Origin of the sequence: Pannonibacter sp. I15F10I1, assembly GCF_900185665.1 — a bacterium.
GTDB lineage: Bacteria > Pseudomonadota > Alphaproteobacteria > Rhizobiales > Stappiaceae > Pannonibacter > Pannonibacter indicus.
This window is the reverse complement of sequence record NZ_FYAN01000028.1, coordinates 26,797-41,655: the sequence shown is the minus strand read 5'-3', so window position 1 is coordinate 41,655 and position 14,859 is coordinate 26,797. Positions and strand designations below refer to the sequence as shown.

At 64.3% G+C, this 14,859-nt stretch carries 15 protein-coding genes; 7 read left to right on the top strand and 8 right to left on the bottom strand.

Annotated elements, in window-relative coordinates; genetic code table 11:
- The first annotated feature begins 35 nt into the window (after nucleotides 1-35).
- On the top strand, nucleotides 36-1,478 hold the full coding sequence (locus tag IF10I1_RS18780) for a TrkH family potassium uptake protein (RefSeq protein ID WP_186391381.1): 1,443 nt from the start codon (nucleotides 36-38) through the stop codon (nucleotides 1,476-1,478).
- 21 nt (nucleotides 1,479-1,499) lie between these two features.
- Here the strand turns inward: IF10I1_RS18780 and ureG are convergent, their stop codons facing one another.
- From ureG to IF10I1_RS18745, 7 genes are all read right to left on the bottom strand, one after another.
- The gene (ureG, locus tag IF10I1_RS18775) at nucleotides 1,500-2,120 is read right to left on the bottom strand and encodes an urease accessory protein UreG (protein ID WP_186391380.1); all 621 of its coding nucleotides are present in this window, start codon (nucleotides 2,118-2,120) and stop codon (nucleotides 1,500-1,502) included.
- On the bottom strand, nucleotides 2,117-2,833 hold the full coding sequence (locus IF10I1_RS18770) for an urease accessory protein UreF (protein WP_186391379.1): 717 nt from the start codon (nucleotides 2,831-2,833) through the stop codon (nucleotides 2,117-2,119). Before IF10I1_RS18770 ends, ureG begins: the two co-directional genes overlap by 4 nt.
- Nucleotides 2,834-2,874: 41 nt before the next feature.
- Nucleotides 2,875-3,495 carry an urease accessory protein UreE gene (gene ureE / locus IF10I1_RS18765; protein WP_186391378.1) on the bottom strand — a complete coding sequence of 207 codons (621 nt, stop codon included), beginning with the start codon at nucleotides 3,493-3,495 and terminating at the stop codon, nucleotides 2,875-2,877.
- Nucleotides 3,496-3,540: 45 nt separating this feature from the next.
- Complete coding sequence (gene ureC, locus IF10I1_RS18760) at nucleotides 3,541-5,253, bottom strand: urease subunit alpha (RefSeq protein ID WP_050474054.1); 1,713 nt, start codon at nucleotides 5,251-5,253, stop codon at nucleotides 3,541-3,543.
- A gap of 64 nt (nucleotides 5,254-5,317) precedes the next feature.
- Nucleotides 5,318-5,623, bottom strand: a complete 306-nt coding sequence (locus IF10I1_RS18755) for an urease subunit beta (RefSeq protein WP_050474055.1) — start codon at nucleotides 5,621-5,623, stop codon at nucleotides 5,318-5,320.
- Between the two features lie 277 nt (nucleotides 5,624-5,900).
- Nucleotides 5,901-6,203 carry an urease subunit gamma gene (locus IF10I1_RS18750; RefSeq protein WP_019964339.1) on the bottom strand — a complete coding sequence of 101 codons (303 nt, stop codon included), beginning with the start codon at nucleotides 6,201-6,203 and terminating at the stop codon, nucleotides 5,901-5,903.
- A gap of 31 nt (nucleotides 6,204-6,234) precedes the next feature.
- A complete protein-coding gene (locus IF10I1_RS18745) occupies nucleotides 6,235-7,104 on the bottom strand; it encodes an urease accessory protein UreD (protein ID WP_058900586.1) in 870 nt (289 codons plus the stop codon).
- A gap of 287 nt (nucleotides 7,105-7,391) precedes the next feature.
- Here IF10I1_RS18745 and IF10I1_RS18740 point away from each other — a divergent pair, with 287 nt between their 5' ends.
- Both IF10I1_RS18740 and IF10I1_RS18735 read left to right on the top strand, forming a co-directional pair.
- Nucleotides 7,392-8,840, top strand: coding sequence for a D-alanyl-D-alanine carboxypeptidase family protein (locus IF10I1_RS18740; RefSeq protein ID WP_186391377.1), 1,449 nt, complete (start codon nucleotides 7,392-7,394; stop codon nucleotides 8,838-8,840).
- 27 nt (nucleotides 8,841-8,867) lie between these two features.
- Nucleotides 8,868-10,058 (top strand): GTP-binding protein, encoded by a 1,191-nt coding sequence (locus IF10I1_RS18735; protein WP_186391376.1) that lies wholly within the window; start codon nucleotides 8,868-8,870, stop codon nucleotides 10,056-10,058.
- Between the two features lie 581 nt (nucleotides 10,059-10,639).
- On the opposite strand, the gene tesB is transcribed toward IF10I1_RS18735, so the two are convergent.
- Complete coding sequence (gene tesB / locus IF10I1_RS18730) at nucleotides 10,640-11,503, bottom strand: acyl-CoA thioesterase II (RefSeq protein WP_094462540.1); 864 nt, start codon at nucleotides 11,501-11,503, stop codon at nucleotides 10,640-10,642.
- Between the two features lie 185 nt (nucleotides 11,504-11,688).
- Between tesB and IF10I1_RS18725 the strand changes: the two genes are divergently transcribed.
- The 4 genes from IF10I1_RS18725 to IF10I1_RS18710 all read left to right on the top strand — a co-directional run bounded on the left by IF10I1_RS18725 (nucleotide 11,689) and on the right by IF10I1_RS18710 (nucleotide 14,779).
- Nucleotides 11,689-12,951, top strand: coding sequence for a ubiquinone biosynthesis hydroxylase (locus IF10I1_RS18725; protein WP_058900587.1), 1,263 nt, complete (start codon nucleotides 11,689-11,691; stop codon nucleotides 12,949-12,951).
- Between the two features lie 36 nt (nucleotides 12,952-12,987).
- Nucleotides 12,988-13,866, top strand: coding sequence for an SDR family oxidoreductase (locus tag IF10I1_RS18720; protein WP_186391375.1), 879 nt, complete (start codon nucleotides 12,988-12,990; stop codon nucleotides 13,864-13,866).
- A 77-nt stretch (nucleotides 13,867-13,943) separates the two neighbouring features.
- On the top strand, nucleotides 13,944-14,141 hold the full coding sequence (locus IF10I1_RS18715) for a twin transmembrane helix small protein (RefSeq protein ID WP_050474060.1): 198 nt from the start codon (nucleotides 13,944-13,946) through the stop codon (nucleotides 14,139-14,141).
- Nucleotides 14,142-14,203: 62 nt separating this feature from the next.
- Nucleotides 14,204-14,779, top strand: a complete 576-nt coding sequence (locus IF10I1_RS18710) for a cob(I)yrinic acid a,c-diamide adenosyltransferase (protein ID WP_050474061.1) — start codon at nucleotides 14,204-14,206, stop codon at nucleotides 14,777-14,779.
- Nucleotides 14,780-14,859: the final 80 nt, after the last annotated feature.

Below are 14,859 nucleotides of genomic sequence, written 5' to 3'. Positions count from 1 at the left end.
AGGCTCGTGAGGGCCTGTCCGGCGAAAGAGACACGATGGATTTTCGCGCTGTAATCCTGCCGATTGGCCGACTGCTGATCATCGTTGCCCTGTTCATGATCCCGCCCGCGATTGCCGATCTGATCGAAGGCAATCCGGACTGGGTCGTCTTTGCGACCTCTGCCACCATTCTGGTGTGCATCGGCGCACTGATCTCCGCGGCACTGGACCGGCAGGAATTCAAGTTCCGGCCGCGCGAAACCTTCATTTTCGTCAATGCGGCCTGGCTTGCCTTCAGCTTCGCCGGGGCCATTCCGCTTTATGCAAGCGGCATCGGCCTGACCATGGCCGAGGCATTCTTCGAAGCAGCTTCGGGTCTGACGACAACAGGTTCCACGGTCCTCACCGGCCTCGACAATATGCCGCCGGGCATCCTGCTCTGGCGCAGCCTGCTGCAGTGGATCGGCGGCATCGGCATCGTCGTGATCGGCATCTGGCTGCTGCCGGGCCTCAGGGTCGGTGGATCGCAGCTCTTCGCCATCGAATCATCGGAAAAGACCAGCAAGCCCTATGGCCGGATCGAGCCCTTCATTCTCCGGCTTCTGTCGCTCTATCTTCTGCTGACGGTCTTTTGCGGACTGCTCTACTATCTTGCCGGAATGTCGGCCTTCAACGCGCTGGCTCATGCGCTGACGACGGTGTCTACCGGCGGGTTCTCCACATCGGACAGCTCGATCGCCCAGTTCAGCAGCATGGCAATTCTCTGGATCGCCATTGTCTTCATGACCCTGTCGAGCCTGCCGTTTCTCTATCTCATCAAGCTCGCTGAACGGCGCGAGTCACCCCATCCGCAGCAGGTGCGCTTCTTTCTTCTGTTGATCCTGGTGGTCAGCTTTGTCCTTTTCGTTGCTGTCCGTGATCGGGTCGAAGCTGAGCCCTTTGCGCTTTTCACCCATGCCATGTTCAACGTTGTCTCGGTGATCACGACCACAGGCTATGCCAGCACCGATTATCTGGCCTGGGGCAACTTCGCCATCGTGCTGTTCTTCCTGCTGACCTTTGTTGGCGGCTGCTCCGGTTCCACCTCGGGCGGGTTCAAGATCTTCCGGATCCAGATCCTGCTCAGCTCGATCCGTGCTCTGCTGAAGCGCGCGGTTCATCCGCACCGCATCATCGAGCCGCGGTTCTCCGGGGCGCCGGTCAGTCCCAGCGTCATGGAAGGTGTTTTCGTCTTCTCCATTCTCTATGCGGGCACATTCGGTGTCTTCGCTGTCATTTACGCCATGATCGGCCTTGATCTTGAAACCGCCATCAGCGCCTCGATTACAGCGCAGGCGAATGTGGGCCCCGGCATCGGGCCGCTGATCGGCCCGTCCGGTACCTTCAGCCAGCTGCCCGACAGTGCCAAATGGCTGCTCGGCTTCCAGATGATCCTTGGCCGGCTGGAGCTCATCGGCGGACTGCTGGTGTTCAGCCCGGATTTCTGGCGCGAGACCTGATCGCGCGCCAGCTGGCTGGTATCAGGCTTGCGGCAATCCGCCCGCGCGGATGATGAATTCCGCCACATCCGCAATGCCCTTGCCGGTCTTGGCATTGGCAAAGACGAAGGGCCGCGTCCTGCGCATGCGGGCGGCATCCCGTTCCAGCACGTCAAGGCTCACCTCCACATAAGGGGCAAGCTCGGTCTTGTTGATGATGAGCAGGTCCGAGCGGGTGATGCCGGGCCCGCCCTTGCGGGGAATGTCCTCACCGGCGGCCACATCGATCACATAGAGCGTCAGGTCGGCGAGTTCGGGCGAAAAGGTGGCTGCCAGATTGTCGCCGCCGGACTCGATCAGGATCAGGTCGAGATCGGGGAAGGCGCGGGTGAGGTCTTGCACGGCGGCCAGATTGATGGAGGCGTCCTCGCGGATGGCCGTGTGCGGGCAGCCGCCGGTTTCGACGCCGCGGATCCGCTCGCTCGGCAGCGCCTGCGCCCGCATCAGCGCCTCGGCATCCTCGCTGGTGTAGATGTCGTTGGTGATGACGGCGATGGAATAGCGGTCGCGCAGGGCCTTGCAGAGCTGGCCGGTGATCGTTGTCTTGCCGGCGCCGACCGGGCCGCCGATGCCGACGCGCAAGGGTCCGTTGGGAGAAGTCATGTGCGGAACAGCCTTGTGTACTGGGTTTCGTGACGCATGGACGCAATGTCCGCGATGAAGGTGCAGCTGCCAAGCCCCTCGATCCCGCTGGCTGCGGCGGTCTGGGCTGTCTCAAGAACCTGAGGCATCAGCCCCGCCAGCGCCCGCTGGCCATCGGTCTGGCCCAAGGGCACGGCGCGCACCGCGGCGGAAATGATGTTGGCGGCAAAGGCATGGAGATAGGCGGCAAGGCCCACGTCCAGCGGCACGCCGGACGCGGCGAGCGCAAGCCCGGCGGCAACCGGATAGGGCCATGGTTCCGCCGCTGCACCGTCTTGTGCCAGGTCCTGGAACGCGGTCGCCGCCGGGGCAGCGCCCGGCAGACCGTGGCCCCAGGCATTGCGGACAGTTGCCAGAAAGGCGGTGCCTTGGGCGCTTGTCTCGACATACCGCTCGCGCGAGGGGCAGAGGGCAAGGCCAAGGGCGGCCAGCTCGCGCAGGTGAGCCGCATCGCCTGCCATGGCGGCGCGCCAGCCTTGCGCCAGCAGGATGCCATCCGTCCGGCCGGAACCATGACGCAGAATGCCGGAAAGCCAGAGGCGCAGGCTTGCGGCATCCTTCACTTCGCCATCCTCGATCACCTGTTCCAGCCCGTGGCTGTAGGTGAAGGCCCCCACTGGAAAGGCCGGCGAGAAGAAGGCCTGCAGCCGGTAAAGCTCTGCCAGCCCCGGCATCAGCAGGGGTGTTTCACATGAATCAGGGTGGATGTCAGCGCTCAACGGCCGTGCCCGCCACCGGACGGGTGATCATGCTCATGGGAATGCGAGTGGCCATGAGCATGAGAATGCCCGTGTGCATGACTATGCGAGTGGCTGTGGCTATGCGAATGCTCATGTCCTTCATGCGAGTGCCCGTCATGAGAATGGCCATGCCCATGATCATGCCCGTGCGTGCGGCCTTGGCCATAGGCGCCGCCTTCCGGGTCGAAGGGCGCCATCGCATGGGTGATGGTTCCGCCCAGGCGGACCACCATGTCCTCGATCACGTGGTCATGCAGGATGCGCAAGGTCCCGTCCATCAACTGCGTCGGCAGGTGGCGGTTGCCCAGATGCCAGGCGATCCGCATCAAGGCGGCCGGTGAGGGCGCGGTGATGTCGGTAACAGCCTCCGGCGCCGCCTGAACCTTGATGATCCGGCCGTCCTCCAGCTGCAGCCCGTCGCCATGGCGCAGCCAGACGGCCTCGGGAAGATCCAGCAGGAAACTGGTGCCGCCATCCGTTGTTAGCAGCGCCCGGCGCCGGTGCCGGTCTTCGCCGCCCAGGGTGATGGTGTCCAGCGACCAGTCCGGCCAGGTGCCGGCCGGCCGGACGAGACCTGCGCGCAAGGGTGTGCTCATGTGAGGGTCTCCGCGGCGCGCTTTTTGCGCGCGCAACATTTTGTGTCAGAACAGGAAATAGCGCTGGGCCATGGGCAGAACCTCTGCCGGTTCGCAGGTCAGCAGCTCGCCATCCGCCCGCACTTCATAGGTCTCGGGATGAACTTCGACATGGGGCAGGGCGCTGTTGTGGATCATCGAGCGCTTGGAAATGCCGCCGCGGGTGTTCTTCACCGGCAGGACAAGGCTGTCCAGCTCAAGCCGGTCCTTGATGCCATGGTCATGTGCAGCCTTTGAAACGAAGGTGACGCGGCTCGCCGTCATTGCCTTGCCGAAGGCGCCGAACATGGGCCGGTAATGCACCGGCTGCGGTGTCGGGATGGAGGCGTTTGGATCGCCCATGGGCGCTGCGGCAATCGTGCCGAGCTTCAGGATCATGTCGGGCTTCACGCCGAAGAAGGCAGGAGACCAGAGCACAAGATCCGCCAGCTTGCCGACCTCGACCGAGCCGATATGCTCGTCCAGCCCGTGGGCGATGGCCGGGTTGATCGTCACCTTGGCGATGTAGCGCTTCACGCGCATGTTGTCGTTCTCACCCGTCTCCTCGGGCAGGCGGCCGCGCTGCACCCGCATCTTGTGCGCCGTCTGGAAGGTGCGGATCAGGATTTCGCCGACGCGGCCCATGGCCTGGCTGTCGGAGGAGATGATCGACATGGCGCCCATGTCATGCAGGATATCCTCTGCCGCAATGGTTTCGCGCCGGATGCGGCTTTCGGCAAAGGCCACGTCCTCGGGGATCGACGGGTCGAGGTGGTGGCAGACCATCAGCATGTCGAGATGCTCATCGATGGTGTTCTTCGTATAGGGCCGGGTCGGGTTGGTGGAGGAGGGGATGACATTCGCCTCACCCACCACCTTGATGATGTCCGGCGCATGGCCGCCGCCTGCGCCTTCCGTGTGGAAGGCATGGATGGTGCGGCCCTTGAAGGCGGCCTTGGTGTTCTCGACAAAGCCGCTTTCGTTCAGCGTGTCCGTGTGGATCATCACCTGCACATCATACTCGTCCGCCACGGACAGGCAGGTGTCGATGGCCGCCGGTGTCGTGCCCCAGTCCTCGTGCAGCTTGAGAGCGCAGGCGCCTGCCAGGATCTGCTCTTCGAGGGCGGCCGGCAGCGAGGCATTGCCCTTGCCGGCAAAGGCGAGGTTCATCGGGAAACTGTCGGCCGCCTGCAGCATCCGCGCCAGATGCCAGGGGCCGGGGGTGCAGGTGGTGGCGTTGGTGCCTGTCGCCGGTCCCGTGCCGCCGCCCAGCATGGTGGTGACGCCGGACATCAGCGCCTCGTCGATCTGTTGCGGGCAGATGTAGTGGATGTGAACGTCGAGTGCCCCGGCGGTGAGGATCCGGCCTTCCCCGGCAATCACTTCCGTTCCCGGCCCGACGATGATGGTGACGCCCGGCTGCACATCCGGGTTGCCGGCCTTGCCGATGCCGGAGATCCGCCCGTCCTTCAGGCCCACGTCGGCTTTCACTATGCCCCAGTGGTCGATGATCAGCACATTGGTGATCACCGTATCCACCGCACCGGCGGAGCGGGGATGCTGCGACTGGCCCATGCCGTCACGGATCACCTTGCCGCCGCCGAATTTCACTTCCTCGCCATAGATGGTGAAGTCCTTCTCCACCTCGATGATCAGATCCGTGTCGGCCAGACGCAGCCGGTCGCCGGTGGTGGGGCCGAACATGTCCGCATAGGCGGCGCGGGGCATCTTGAAGGACATGGGAGAACCTCGAAAATCACGTGTGAAAACAGGGCGTCAGGGACAGGCGCAGCATCTCGGGTTGTCAGAGCGGTCCCATGACCTTCTGGTTGAAGCCATAGACCGTGCGGTCCCCGGTGAAGGGTACCAGCCGCACCTTGCGGGTCTGGCCCGGCTCGAAGCGCACGGCGGTGCCCGCCGGAATATCCAGCCGCTGGCCGCGTGCCGCCTCCCGGTCAAAGGCGAGCGCCGGATTGGTTTCGGCAAAATGATAATGGCTGCCCACCTGCACGGGCCGGTCGCCGGTGTTGGCGACTTCCAGCTCGGTCACCGGCGCCCCGGCATTCAGCTCGATCTCGCCATCAGCGGGAAAAATCTCTCCAGGGATCATCGTTTCATCTCCTTGTGGCCTTCGTCCGGGACGGAAAGCCAAACTCTAAAAACGCTGTAGCGCCCCTCTCCCCCCTTGAGGGGGAGATGTCTGCGTCAGCAGACAGAGGGTGGGCAGCGCCTCAACACGGCACGCCTCTTGTATGTTCTGAGTGGCCCAGACCCCCCTCTGCCCCCTGCCGGGGGCATCTCCCCCTCAAGGGGGGAGAGGAGCGGGTGCCGGACCCGGCGCAGGGGCTGAACAGTCCAGTCTCAGAAAAAAGCCTGTTCATGCTGCCTTAGCGGATCGGTTGGTGGACGGTGACGAGCTTGGTGCCATCGGGGAAGGTGGCTTCCACCTGCACGTCATGGATCATTTCGGCAATGCCCGGCATCACCTGGTCGCGGGTGAGGACATGGGCGCCGGCTTCCATCAGCTCGGCCACGGTGCGCCCGTCGCGGGCGCCTTCGACGACGAAATCGCTGATCAGGGCGATGGCTTCGGGATGGTTCAGCTTCACGCCTCGCTCCAGCCGCCGCCGGGCCACCATGGCGGCCATGGAAATCAGCAGCTTGTCCTTTTCGCGCGGGGTCAGGTTCACGTGGGTCCTCCGTTATGTGGCCCTGGTCTGCTCAGCAGGACCAGAGGCGGGGCAGGGGGGCCTGCCGGCAGGTTTCAAGAAAGGTGATGAGACCATCGCGCAGGCTGCGGCTGTCTGCACTGACGAAGCGGGCCACGAGCTGGCCGTTCCAGGCGCTGACACCGCCGCGCAAGGGGCCGCCCTCGGGGGTGATCTGTTCCAGACAGCGGCGCGCGCGGGCAAGGCCGCCTTCCGCATCCGGTCCGCTGTCGATGAAGGTGGCAAAGGCGCAGCCGCCTGCAGCGGTGGCGAGGCCGTCCAGCATCTGCGTGTCCGGCCCGATGGCGAGATTGTCGGCAAAGGTGAGCCGTCCGCCGCGCCAGATGCGCCACTGGTCGCGGAAGGAAAGGGTCTTCACGCTCTCGCCCATGGCCTTGCGGCCAAGCACCACCATTTCCAGGCCCGTAAACCTCGCAGAGCCTTCCAGCCGCACATCCATCTTGCGGGAAAGGGCGCTGGCCTCGAAAAGGATCAGTTCCTGCGGCAGCCATTCCAGATGCGCGCCGTCTTCTGCGGACAGGCTGTTCAGCACTTCGCCCGTGCCGCCGGAGCTGCGATAGGCGCGCTCGGCGGTCTGCGAGGTGAGGATGGCGCGGGTTCCTGCGGCGAGGTGTCCGGTGTAGCTGAGACGGTCGCCGCCGGTGATGCCGCCCGAGGTGTTCAGCAGAACGGCCAGCGGCACGCTGTCGTAAACCTTCGGCAGGCGGATCTTGGCGGAGCCCGATTGATAAAGCCCATCCAGGCGGGTCTGGCCATCACGCAGGGCAAAGGAGACGCGCGCCGTGCCACGGGCACGCTGCATCGCGGGCAGGGAAATCCCGCTGCCTGCTCCGCCGCCTTCGATGCCCGTTTCCGCCCGCATGCTGACCGTTTTCTCCATCCCCGCGCCCTTCGGGGCATTGTCTGATCTTGTGCCGGGAGCGCGGTCTTGCGCAAGGGTGCTCCCGTAAGCCGGTTCCGGCCCCGAAGGGAGACACTAGCAAAGCCGGGGCCATGTGCCTGCGCCTTGTGCGCCCGTGCCTGTGATGTTTGGACTTGATCTCAAAATGTGCAAAAATCAGGCAAATGCCCAGAACGCATGCAATCTATTTGCTCACGGCCTTTCACATCCCCGTGTCGAGGCTTTGCATTCCTTAACCTTGATCGGGTATGGAGAAGTGGGGGCTGCGTTCCGGGGCTGATCCGGGGCATTCGGATGACGAGGGTGTCGTGTTTTCGCGATTGATTGACAAGCGCCTGCTGGGCCTTGCTGCCATTTCCGGCTGGCTGTCCCTGTGCGGGCTGGCCGTTCCTGCCAAAGCGGACATTGGTCCCTATCTGGTGATCGATGCAGCCACGGGCACCGTGCTGGAAGAGCATGAGGCGACCCGGCCCTGGTATCCGGCGTCGCTGACCAAGATGATGACCGCCTATGTCACGCTCCGCGCCCTGCGCGAGGGGCGGCTGCAGCTGGACAGTCCGGTCACCCAGTCGGCCAATTCCCTCGCCCAGCCGCCCAGCAAGATGGGCTTCAAGGTGGGCACGCAGCTGACGCTGGAAACGGCGCTCACCATGCTGATGGTCAAGTCCGCGAATGATCTGGCGGTGGCGATTGGCGAGACCGTTGGCGGCACCGAAGAGAATTTCATTGCGATGATGAATGCGGAAGCGCGCCGCCTTGGCATGCGCAGCACCCATTTCGTCAATCCGCATGGGCTTCCCGACAACCGGCAGGTCTCCTCCGCTGCCGATCTGGCGATCCTGGCGATGGCGCTGAAGCGCGAGTTTCCCGATGCCCACAAGTACTACCGTCATCCGGGTCTGAAGTTCGGCAAGCAGACGCTGCGCTCCGCCAACCGCGAGTTCCTGCAGCGTGTGGCTGGCGCCGACGGGCTGAAGACCGGCTACATCTGCAATTCGGGCTATAATGTTGCTGCCTCCGCCACGCGCAACGGCCGCACCGTCATTGCCGTCGTGCTGGGCGCGGGCTCCGGGCTGGAGCGCACGGCCTTTACCCGTGAGGTGATCGACCGCGGTTTCCGCCTTGGCGGGCGCGGCCAGCATGTCTCCACCCTGCCGCCGAGCGGCGCAGGGCTTCCGGCGGATGGCTATTGCAAGCGCAACCCGAAGCTCGGACCGGAACAGATTCTGGCCCGCTACGACATCCGCCAAGCTGCGGGCAAGACCCGCTCTGCGGTGATGTTCCAGTCCACGGGCGAGGGCCGTCCGGTCATTGCGGTTCCCTCAGGCGATGCGGAACCGGGGGAAGAGGGCGCGGAATTTTCGTCCAAATCCGGCAAGGTTGACTGGAACATGATCCTCGACCGCACGGTCGGCACCGAGCTGGTGGCCTATGCGCCCATCACCGTGCGCACGGGCCTTGCACCAGGCTCTGTCCCTGCTGCTGCGGCCATCGCCCCGGCGGCGGCAGCTGCCGCCACGGTGGCCGCTGAGCTGCCCTCCGTCCGTCTTCCTGCGTCCAAGCCGCTGGATCTCAGGCCTTCCGTGGTTGTCCCGGGCGCGGCACAGGGTGCGGCCCAGACCACCCCGGCCTTTGGCTCCCTCTTCAACGGCAATGTGCCGGCTTCCGCCGTCCCCAGAGCCAAGAGCGGCAACTGACGCAGAGCTGCGCGAAGGATATTCAAGATGACCGAAGCTCAGGATGGCGCTGCACAGCCGCAGCGCGGCCCGAAGCCGCCCATTCCCCTGTCCATCATCACGGGCTTTCTGGGGGCGGGCAAGACGACGCTGCTGAACCGCATTCTCAAGGATCCGGCGATGGCGGATACGGCCGTCATCATCAACGAATTCGGCGACGTCGGGCTTGACCATCTGCTGGTGGACCAGTCGAGCGAGGGTATTCTGGAACTCTCCTCCGGCTGCCTGTGCTGCACCATCCGGGGGGATCTGATCAACACGCTGGAAGACCTGCTGCGGCGGCTTGATAACGGCCGCATGGAGCGTCTGGCGCGGGTGGTCATCGAAACGACCGGTCTGGCTGATCCGGCGCCCATCCTGCACACGGTGATGCTGCATCCCTATCTGATGCTGCGCTACCGGCTGGACAGTGTCGTCACGCTGGTGGATGCGGTCAACGGCTCAGCGACGCTCGATGCCCATCAGGAGGCGCTGCGTCAGGCTGCCGTGGCCGACCGTCTGGTGCTGACCAAGACCGATCTTCTTGAAGGCGATGCGGGAGCTGCTGTGCTTTCGGATCTGACGGCGCGTCTCAAGGCGCTCAATCCCGGTGCGCAGCTTCTCAACGGGCAGAAGGGCGAGGCCGATGCCGCGCATCTGTTCAATGCCGGGCTCTATGATCCCGCCACCAAGATCCCCGATGTGGCGCGCTGGCTGAATGCGGAGGCCTATGAAGCTCACGGGCATCACCATCACGGACATGACCACGCCCACGGCCATCACCACGATCATGGGCACCATCATCACGATGTGAACCGTCACGACGACAAGATCCGTGCCTTCACCCTGACCGCGAACCGCCCGGTGCCTGCCTCGGCGCTGGAAATGTTCCTTGATCTGCTGCGCTCCGCCCATGGGCCGAAGCTCTTGCGGGTGAAGGGCATCATCCAGATCGCCGAAGACCCGAACCGGCCCGTGGTCATTCACGGGGTGCAGCATGTGTTCCATCCGCCGGTCACGCTGGCAGGCTGGCCGGACGGCGACCGGCGCACACGGCTGGTCTTCATCACCTATGATCTGGCCGAGGGCTTCGTCCGCCGCCTGTTCGATGCCTTCACCGGCGCCATGGTCAGCGACACGCCGGACGCTCAGGCCATGATGGACAACCCGCTGGCCATCTCCGGCTTCAAGCCGGGGTGAGGTAAAAGACGGGGGCTGGTCTCTCCGTTACGGCGCTTTCAGGCCCCTCCCGCTCGTGGGGGCAGTGTTTACAGGGACTGTCAGTGAGGCTCCAACTCCTCTCCCCCCTTGAGCTACTGGCTTCACACATTAGGTCCGGACACTGCCCACATTGATGCATCTGATCTTTGGCAGGGCCTCTCCGCCCCCCTCCCCCTGGTGGGGAGGGGTAAGGGGTGGGGGGCTCTGAGCCTGCAAAGATTTGAAAAATGGATCTTTTCCTGATGAGGCATCATGAGGAGCATCTGCCCACAATCAATGGACATTCTGCCAGCCGGAGAGACTTTTCCCCCCCACCCCTAACCCCTCCCCACAAGGGGGAGGGGGGCTGAAACGCTGTGCCAGAGCGGCCAGATTTCAGGCTTTCCTGATCTGTCTTCGTCTTCCAGCACGATGTGTATGCAGTAGCCCCTCAAGGGGGAGGGGGGCGCTGCGGCCGGATTGAAACGTCTTTCACTCCTTGCAAGCCAGAAAAGATGCGTTCTTTTTCTGCATTGTTCTGCAAGCTGTGGCGCTGTGCAGACGCCACTGTTTTAATCACCTTAGCTGCGCTTCAGCCGGATCAGGCCTTCCTGGGCGGTTGAGGCGATGAGGTGGCCGCTGCGGTCATAGAGCAGGCCGCGGTTCATGCCGCGCCCGCCTGAGGAAGAGGGCGCGTCGGTGGCGTAGAGCAGCCAGTCATCGGCCCGGAACGGCCGGTGGAACCACATGGAATGGTCAAGGCTGGCGGCCTGGATCTGCGGGCTGAACACCGATTTGCCATGGGGAAAGAGCGAAGTATCCAGCAGCGTCATGTCCGAGGCATAGGCCAGAACGCACTGGTGGATGCGGGTTTCGTCCGGCAGGGGGCTGGTGGCGCGGACCCAGACATATTGCTGCGGCGCCAGCTTCTTCTCGCTGAAATAGTGTGTGAGATCGACAGGACGCAGTTCGATCGGGCGTTCCCGTTCCCAGTAGCGGCGCACGTTTTCCGGCGCCACCTTCAGAAACTTCTCCTTCAGGTCCTGCTCGCTGGGCAGGTCTTCCGGCATCGGCACGTCCGGCATGTCGATCTGATGCTCAAGCCCGTCCTCCAGCGTCTGGAAGGAGGCGGACATGGAGAAGATCGCCTGTCCGTGCTGGATCGCCACAACGCGGCGCGTGGTGAAGCTGCCGCCGTCGCGAATGCGGTCCACGTCATAGATGATCGGCACCGCCGGATCGCCGGGCCGCAGGAAATAGCCGTGCAGGGAATGGATGTGCCGCTCTTCCACCACGGTGCGCGAGGCGGCGACGAGCGCCTGGCCGATCACCTGTCCGCCATAGACCCGCTGCCAGCCCGCCTGGGGGCTGCGGCCACGGAACAGGTTGTGTTCCAGCTGTTCGAGGTCAAGAATGGACAAAAGTGAGTTGATGGCCGTGTTCATTGCCGCATTCCTTGCTAAATGAGCGCATGGGGCTAAATGAGTGCATGGGATGCACCCGTGGCGCACCGTCCGTGAATGCCTGATTGGACGCGGTGTCCGGTCCGTGTCAATGCTGACCAAAGGGAAGACAGCCCGGAATTGTTGCGCAGCGCTTGCGAAACGGCCGGGCGATGAAGGAGATGAAGATGCGCGAGTCCCAAGCCGCTGACAGTCCTGCTCAGGAGAGTGCGGCCGATGTGGTGATCGCCGGCGGCGGATATGTCGGCCTGTCCCTCGCCCTGGCGCTCAAGCAGGCGGATCCGTCGATGGAAGTGGCCGTCGTCGATCCCAAGCCCATGGACAGCCTTGCCAGGGATCCGCGCGCGTCCGCCATCGCTGCGGCGGCTTGCCGCATGCTGGACCAGCTCGGCATCTGGGATGAGATCCGCGCCACCGCCCAGCCGATCAACGAGATGATCGTCACCGACAGCAAGCTGCGTGACACGGTGCGTCCGGTGTTCCTGACCTTTGCGGGCGAGACCGGCAGCGCCCAGGGTGACGAGCCCTTCGCGCACATGATCCCGAACGGTGCCATGCTGCCGGCGCTTTACAAGGCGGCGCTGGCGCTGGGCGTGCGGTTCCATGCGCCCGATACGGCGCGCGATTTTCATCAGGCGGGGGATCATGTCAGCGTGGCGCTGGCCAGCGGCGGGCGCATCAGGGCCAAGCTTCTGGTGGCAGCCGACGGCGTGCGCTCGCGCCTGCGCGATCTTGCGGGCATCCGCACGGTGCACTGGTCCTACGGCCAGTCGGGCATCGTCACCACGGTGAAGCACGAGCGGCCGCACAATGGCCGGGCGGAAGAGCATTTTCTCCCCGCCGGGCCTTTCGCCATTCTGCCGCTGCCGGGCAACCGCTCGTCGCTGGTCTGGACAGAGCGCACGGGCGATGCGGACCGGCTTGTACGCGCTGATGATTTCACCTTCGAGCTGGAGCTGGAGCGCCGCTTCGGACACCACCTGGGCAAGCTGGAACTGGATGGCCCGCGCCATGCCTATCCGCTGGGCCTGACGCTGGCGCGTGATTTCGTCCGCCCGCGCATTGCCCTTGCCGGCGACGCTGCCCATGGCATTCACCCGATTGCCGGGCAGGGGCTCAACCTCGGTTTCAAGGACGTTGCGGCGCTGGCGGAAGTCATCGTCGAAGCCCGGCGTCTGGGGCAGGATATCGGCGGTCTCGACGTGCTGGAGCGCTATCAGCGCTGGCGCCGGTTCGACACGTTCCAGATGGGCGTTGTCACCGACGTGCTGAACCGGCTGTTCTCCAACGATCTTGATGTGGTGCGCGGCATCCGGGACTTTGGCCTCGGTCTGGTGGACCGGCTGCCGAAGCTCAAGGGCATGTTCATCCGCGAGGCCGCCGGTTTTGCCGGGCCTGCGCCCCGGTTGCTGACCGGCGAAGCGATCTGAGCGGGCATCAGGGATAACTGGGCATCTGGGGGGAAGATGACGGCAACAGTGTCTGCCGGTGCCGAAGCTGGCCCGCGCACCATCCTGATCACGGGCTGCTCCAGCGGCATTGGCGCAGCCTCTGCCCGGCTGCTGCGGGGGCGCAACTGGCGGGTTTTTCCGGCCGCGCGCAAGCCGGAGGACGTGGAAGCCCTGGCCGCACAAGGGTTCGAGGCGGTGCTCATGGATTATGAGCGGCCCGAAACCATTCATGCCGGGCTGGACAGCGTGCTGGCGAAGACCGGCGGGCGGCTTGATGCGCTGTTCAACAACGGCGCCTATGCCGTGCCCTGCGCGGTGGAGGATCTCCCCGTCGAGGCCTTGCGGGCGTTGTTTCAGGCGAATTTCTTCGGCTGGCACGATCTGACGCGGCAGGTCATCCCGGTGATGCGGGGCCAGGGAGCAGGGCGCATTGTGCAATGCTCGTCCATCCTTGGCTTCATCGCCATGAAATACCGGGGCGCCTATACGGCGTCCAAATTCGCGCTGGAGGCCTATTCCGACACGCTGCGGCAGGAGCTGCACGGCACGGGCATCCATGTCAGCCTGATCGAGCCGGGGCCGATTGACACGCGCTTTACCGAAAATGCGCTGGCAAACTTCCATCACTGGATCGGCAAGGAAGGCATGATGGCCTCGCCGCATCACGCCACCTATGAGCGGCGGCTGAAACGGATGGAAAACGGCGAGCCGGGCCCCTGGAAACTTCCGCCGGAGTCCGTGGTTGAGAAGCTGGTGCATGCCATCGAGGCCAGCCGTCCCAGGGCACGCTACCGGGTGACCAAGCCCACCATCTGGATGAACATCGCCCGCCGCTTCCTGACCACGCGCGCCCTCGACAGGGTGCTGATGAAGGCGGCGGACGGGGAAGAGTGAGATCATCCCCCTTGCGCAGGTCTGCGTAAACGGGGCACAGCGGCGGCGGGCATCCTGCCGCCTGAGGGGTACAGGAAATGGGCAGTTTCTTTTATTATCTGGTTCCCGTGGCCGTTGGCGCGGTGGCAGTCGTGCTGCTGCTCGGGCTCTGGAACATGATGCGCGGCGGTTCGTCCAACCGCTCGCAACAGCTGATGCGCTGGCGCGTTGGCCTGCAGTTTCTCGCTATCGTCATCATCATGGCGGCGCTCTATTTTCTTGGGTCCAAGCCCTGACGCGCGCCTGAAGCGCGTCTGAGCGCGGCTTCAAGACATGAGCGCCCGGGAGGCATTGCAGCATGGTTGTTCTGAACAAGATCTACACGAAGACCGGTGATGACGGCACGACGGCGCTGGGCTCGGGCGAACGGCGCCCGAAGTATGACCTGCGCATCGAAGCCTATGGCACGGTGGACGAAACCAATTCGGTGGTTGGCCTCGTCCGCCTCGCGCTTGCGGGTGTGGATGCTGAGGTGGACGCCATTCTGGGCCGCATCCAGAACGATCTGTTCGACCTCGGCGCCGATCTGGCGACGCCGGAAACGGACAAGGATCTGGGCTATGAGCCCCTGCGCATCACCGATGCGCAGGTGACCGCGCTGGAAAATGCCATCGATCTTCTGAATGCGGATCTGAAGCCGCTGCGCTCTTTTGTCCTGCCCGGCGGCACGCCTGCGGCCACCTATCTGCATCTGGCCCGTACCGTGTCGCGCCGGGCTGAACGGCTGATGGTGCATCTGGCGGCGGAGGAACGAATCAACCCGGCGGCCACGCGCTATATGAACCGTTTGTCCGACTTCTTTTTTGTCGCGTCCCGGTATCTGAATGACAAGGGCGCAGGCGACGTGCTCTGGGTGCCCGGCAAGAACCGGTAAGACCCTGTTCCGATGAGCTGGACTCATCGGAATAGGGTCCAAGCCCGTGCGGCGTTTGAGCAATTCAGGGCTTGATGCGT

What these genes read in the sequence shown, in the direction of transcription:
- IF10I1_RS18780 (WP_186391381.1), top strand. Translation starts at nt 36, where the DNA reads ATGGATTTTCGCGCTGTAATCCTGCCGATTGGCCGACTGCTGATCATC.
- ureG (WP_186391380.1), bottom strand. Translation starts at nt 2,120, where the DNA reads ATGACTTCTCCCAACGGACCCTTGCGCGTCGGCATCGGCGGCCCGGTC.
- IF10I1_RS18770 (WP_186391379.1), bottom strand. Translation starts at nt 2,833, where the DNA reads ATGCCGGGGCTGGCAGAGCTTTACCGGCTGCAGGCCTTCTTCTCGCCG.
- ureE (WP_186391378.1), bottom strand. Translation starts at nt 3,495, where the DNA reads ATGAGCACACCCTTGCGCGCAGGTCTCGTCCGGCCGGCCGGCACCTGG.
- ureC (WP_050474054.1), bottom strand. Translation starts at nt 5,253, where the DNA reads ATGTCCTTCAAGATGCCCCGCGCCGCCTATGCGGACATGTTCGGCCCC.
- IF10I1_RS18755 (WP_050474055.1), bottom strand. Translation starts at nt 5,623, where the DNA reads ATGATCCCTGGAGAGATTTTTCCCGCTGATGGCGAGATCGAGCTGAAT.
- IF10I1_RS18745 (WP_058900586.1), bottom strand. Translation starts at nt 7,104, where the DNA reads ATGCGGGCGGAAACGGGCATCGAAGGCGGCGGAGCAGGCAGCGGGATT.
- IF10I1_RS18740 (WP_186391377.1), top strand. Translation starts at nt 7,392, where the DNA reads ATGGAGAAGTGGGGGCTGCGTTCCGGGGCTGATCCGGGGCATTCGGAT.
- IF10I1_RS18735 (WP_186391376.1), top strand. Translation starts at nt 8,868, where the DNA reads ATGACCGAAGCTCAGGATGGCGCTGCACAGCCGCAGCGCGGCCCGAAG.
- tesB (WP_094462540.1), bottom strand. Translation starts at nt 11,503, where the DNA reads ATGAACACGGCCATCAACTCACTTTTGTCCATTCTTGACCTCGAACAG.
- IF10I1_RS18725 (WP_058900587.1), top strand. Translation starts at nt 11,689, where the DNA reads ATGCGCGAGTCCCAAGCCGCTGACAGTCCTGCTCAGGAGAGTGCGGCC.
- IF10I1_RS18720 (WP_186391375.1), top strand. Translation starts at nt 12,988, where the DNA reads ATGACGGCAACAGTGTCTGCCGGTGCCGAAGCTGGCCCGCGCACCATC.
- IF10I1_RS18715 (WP_050474060.1), top strand. Translation starts at nt 13,944, where the DNA reads ATGGGCAGTTTCTTTTATTATCTGGTTCCCGTGGCCGTTGGCGCGGTG.
- IF10I1_RS18710 (WP_050474061.1), top strand. Translation starts at nt 14,204, where the DNA reads ATGGTTGTTCTGAACAAGATCTACACGAAGACCGGTGATGACGGCACG.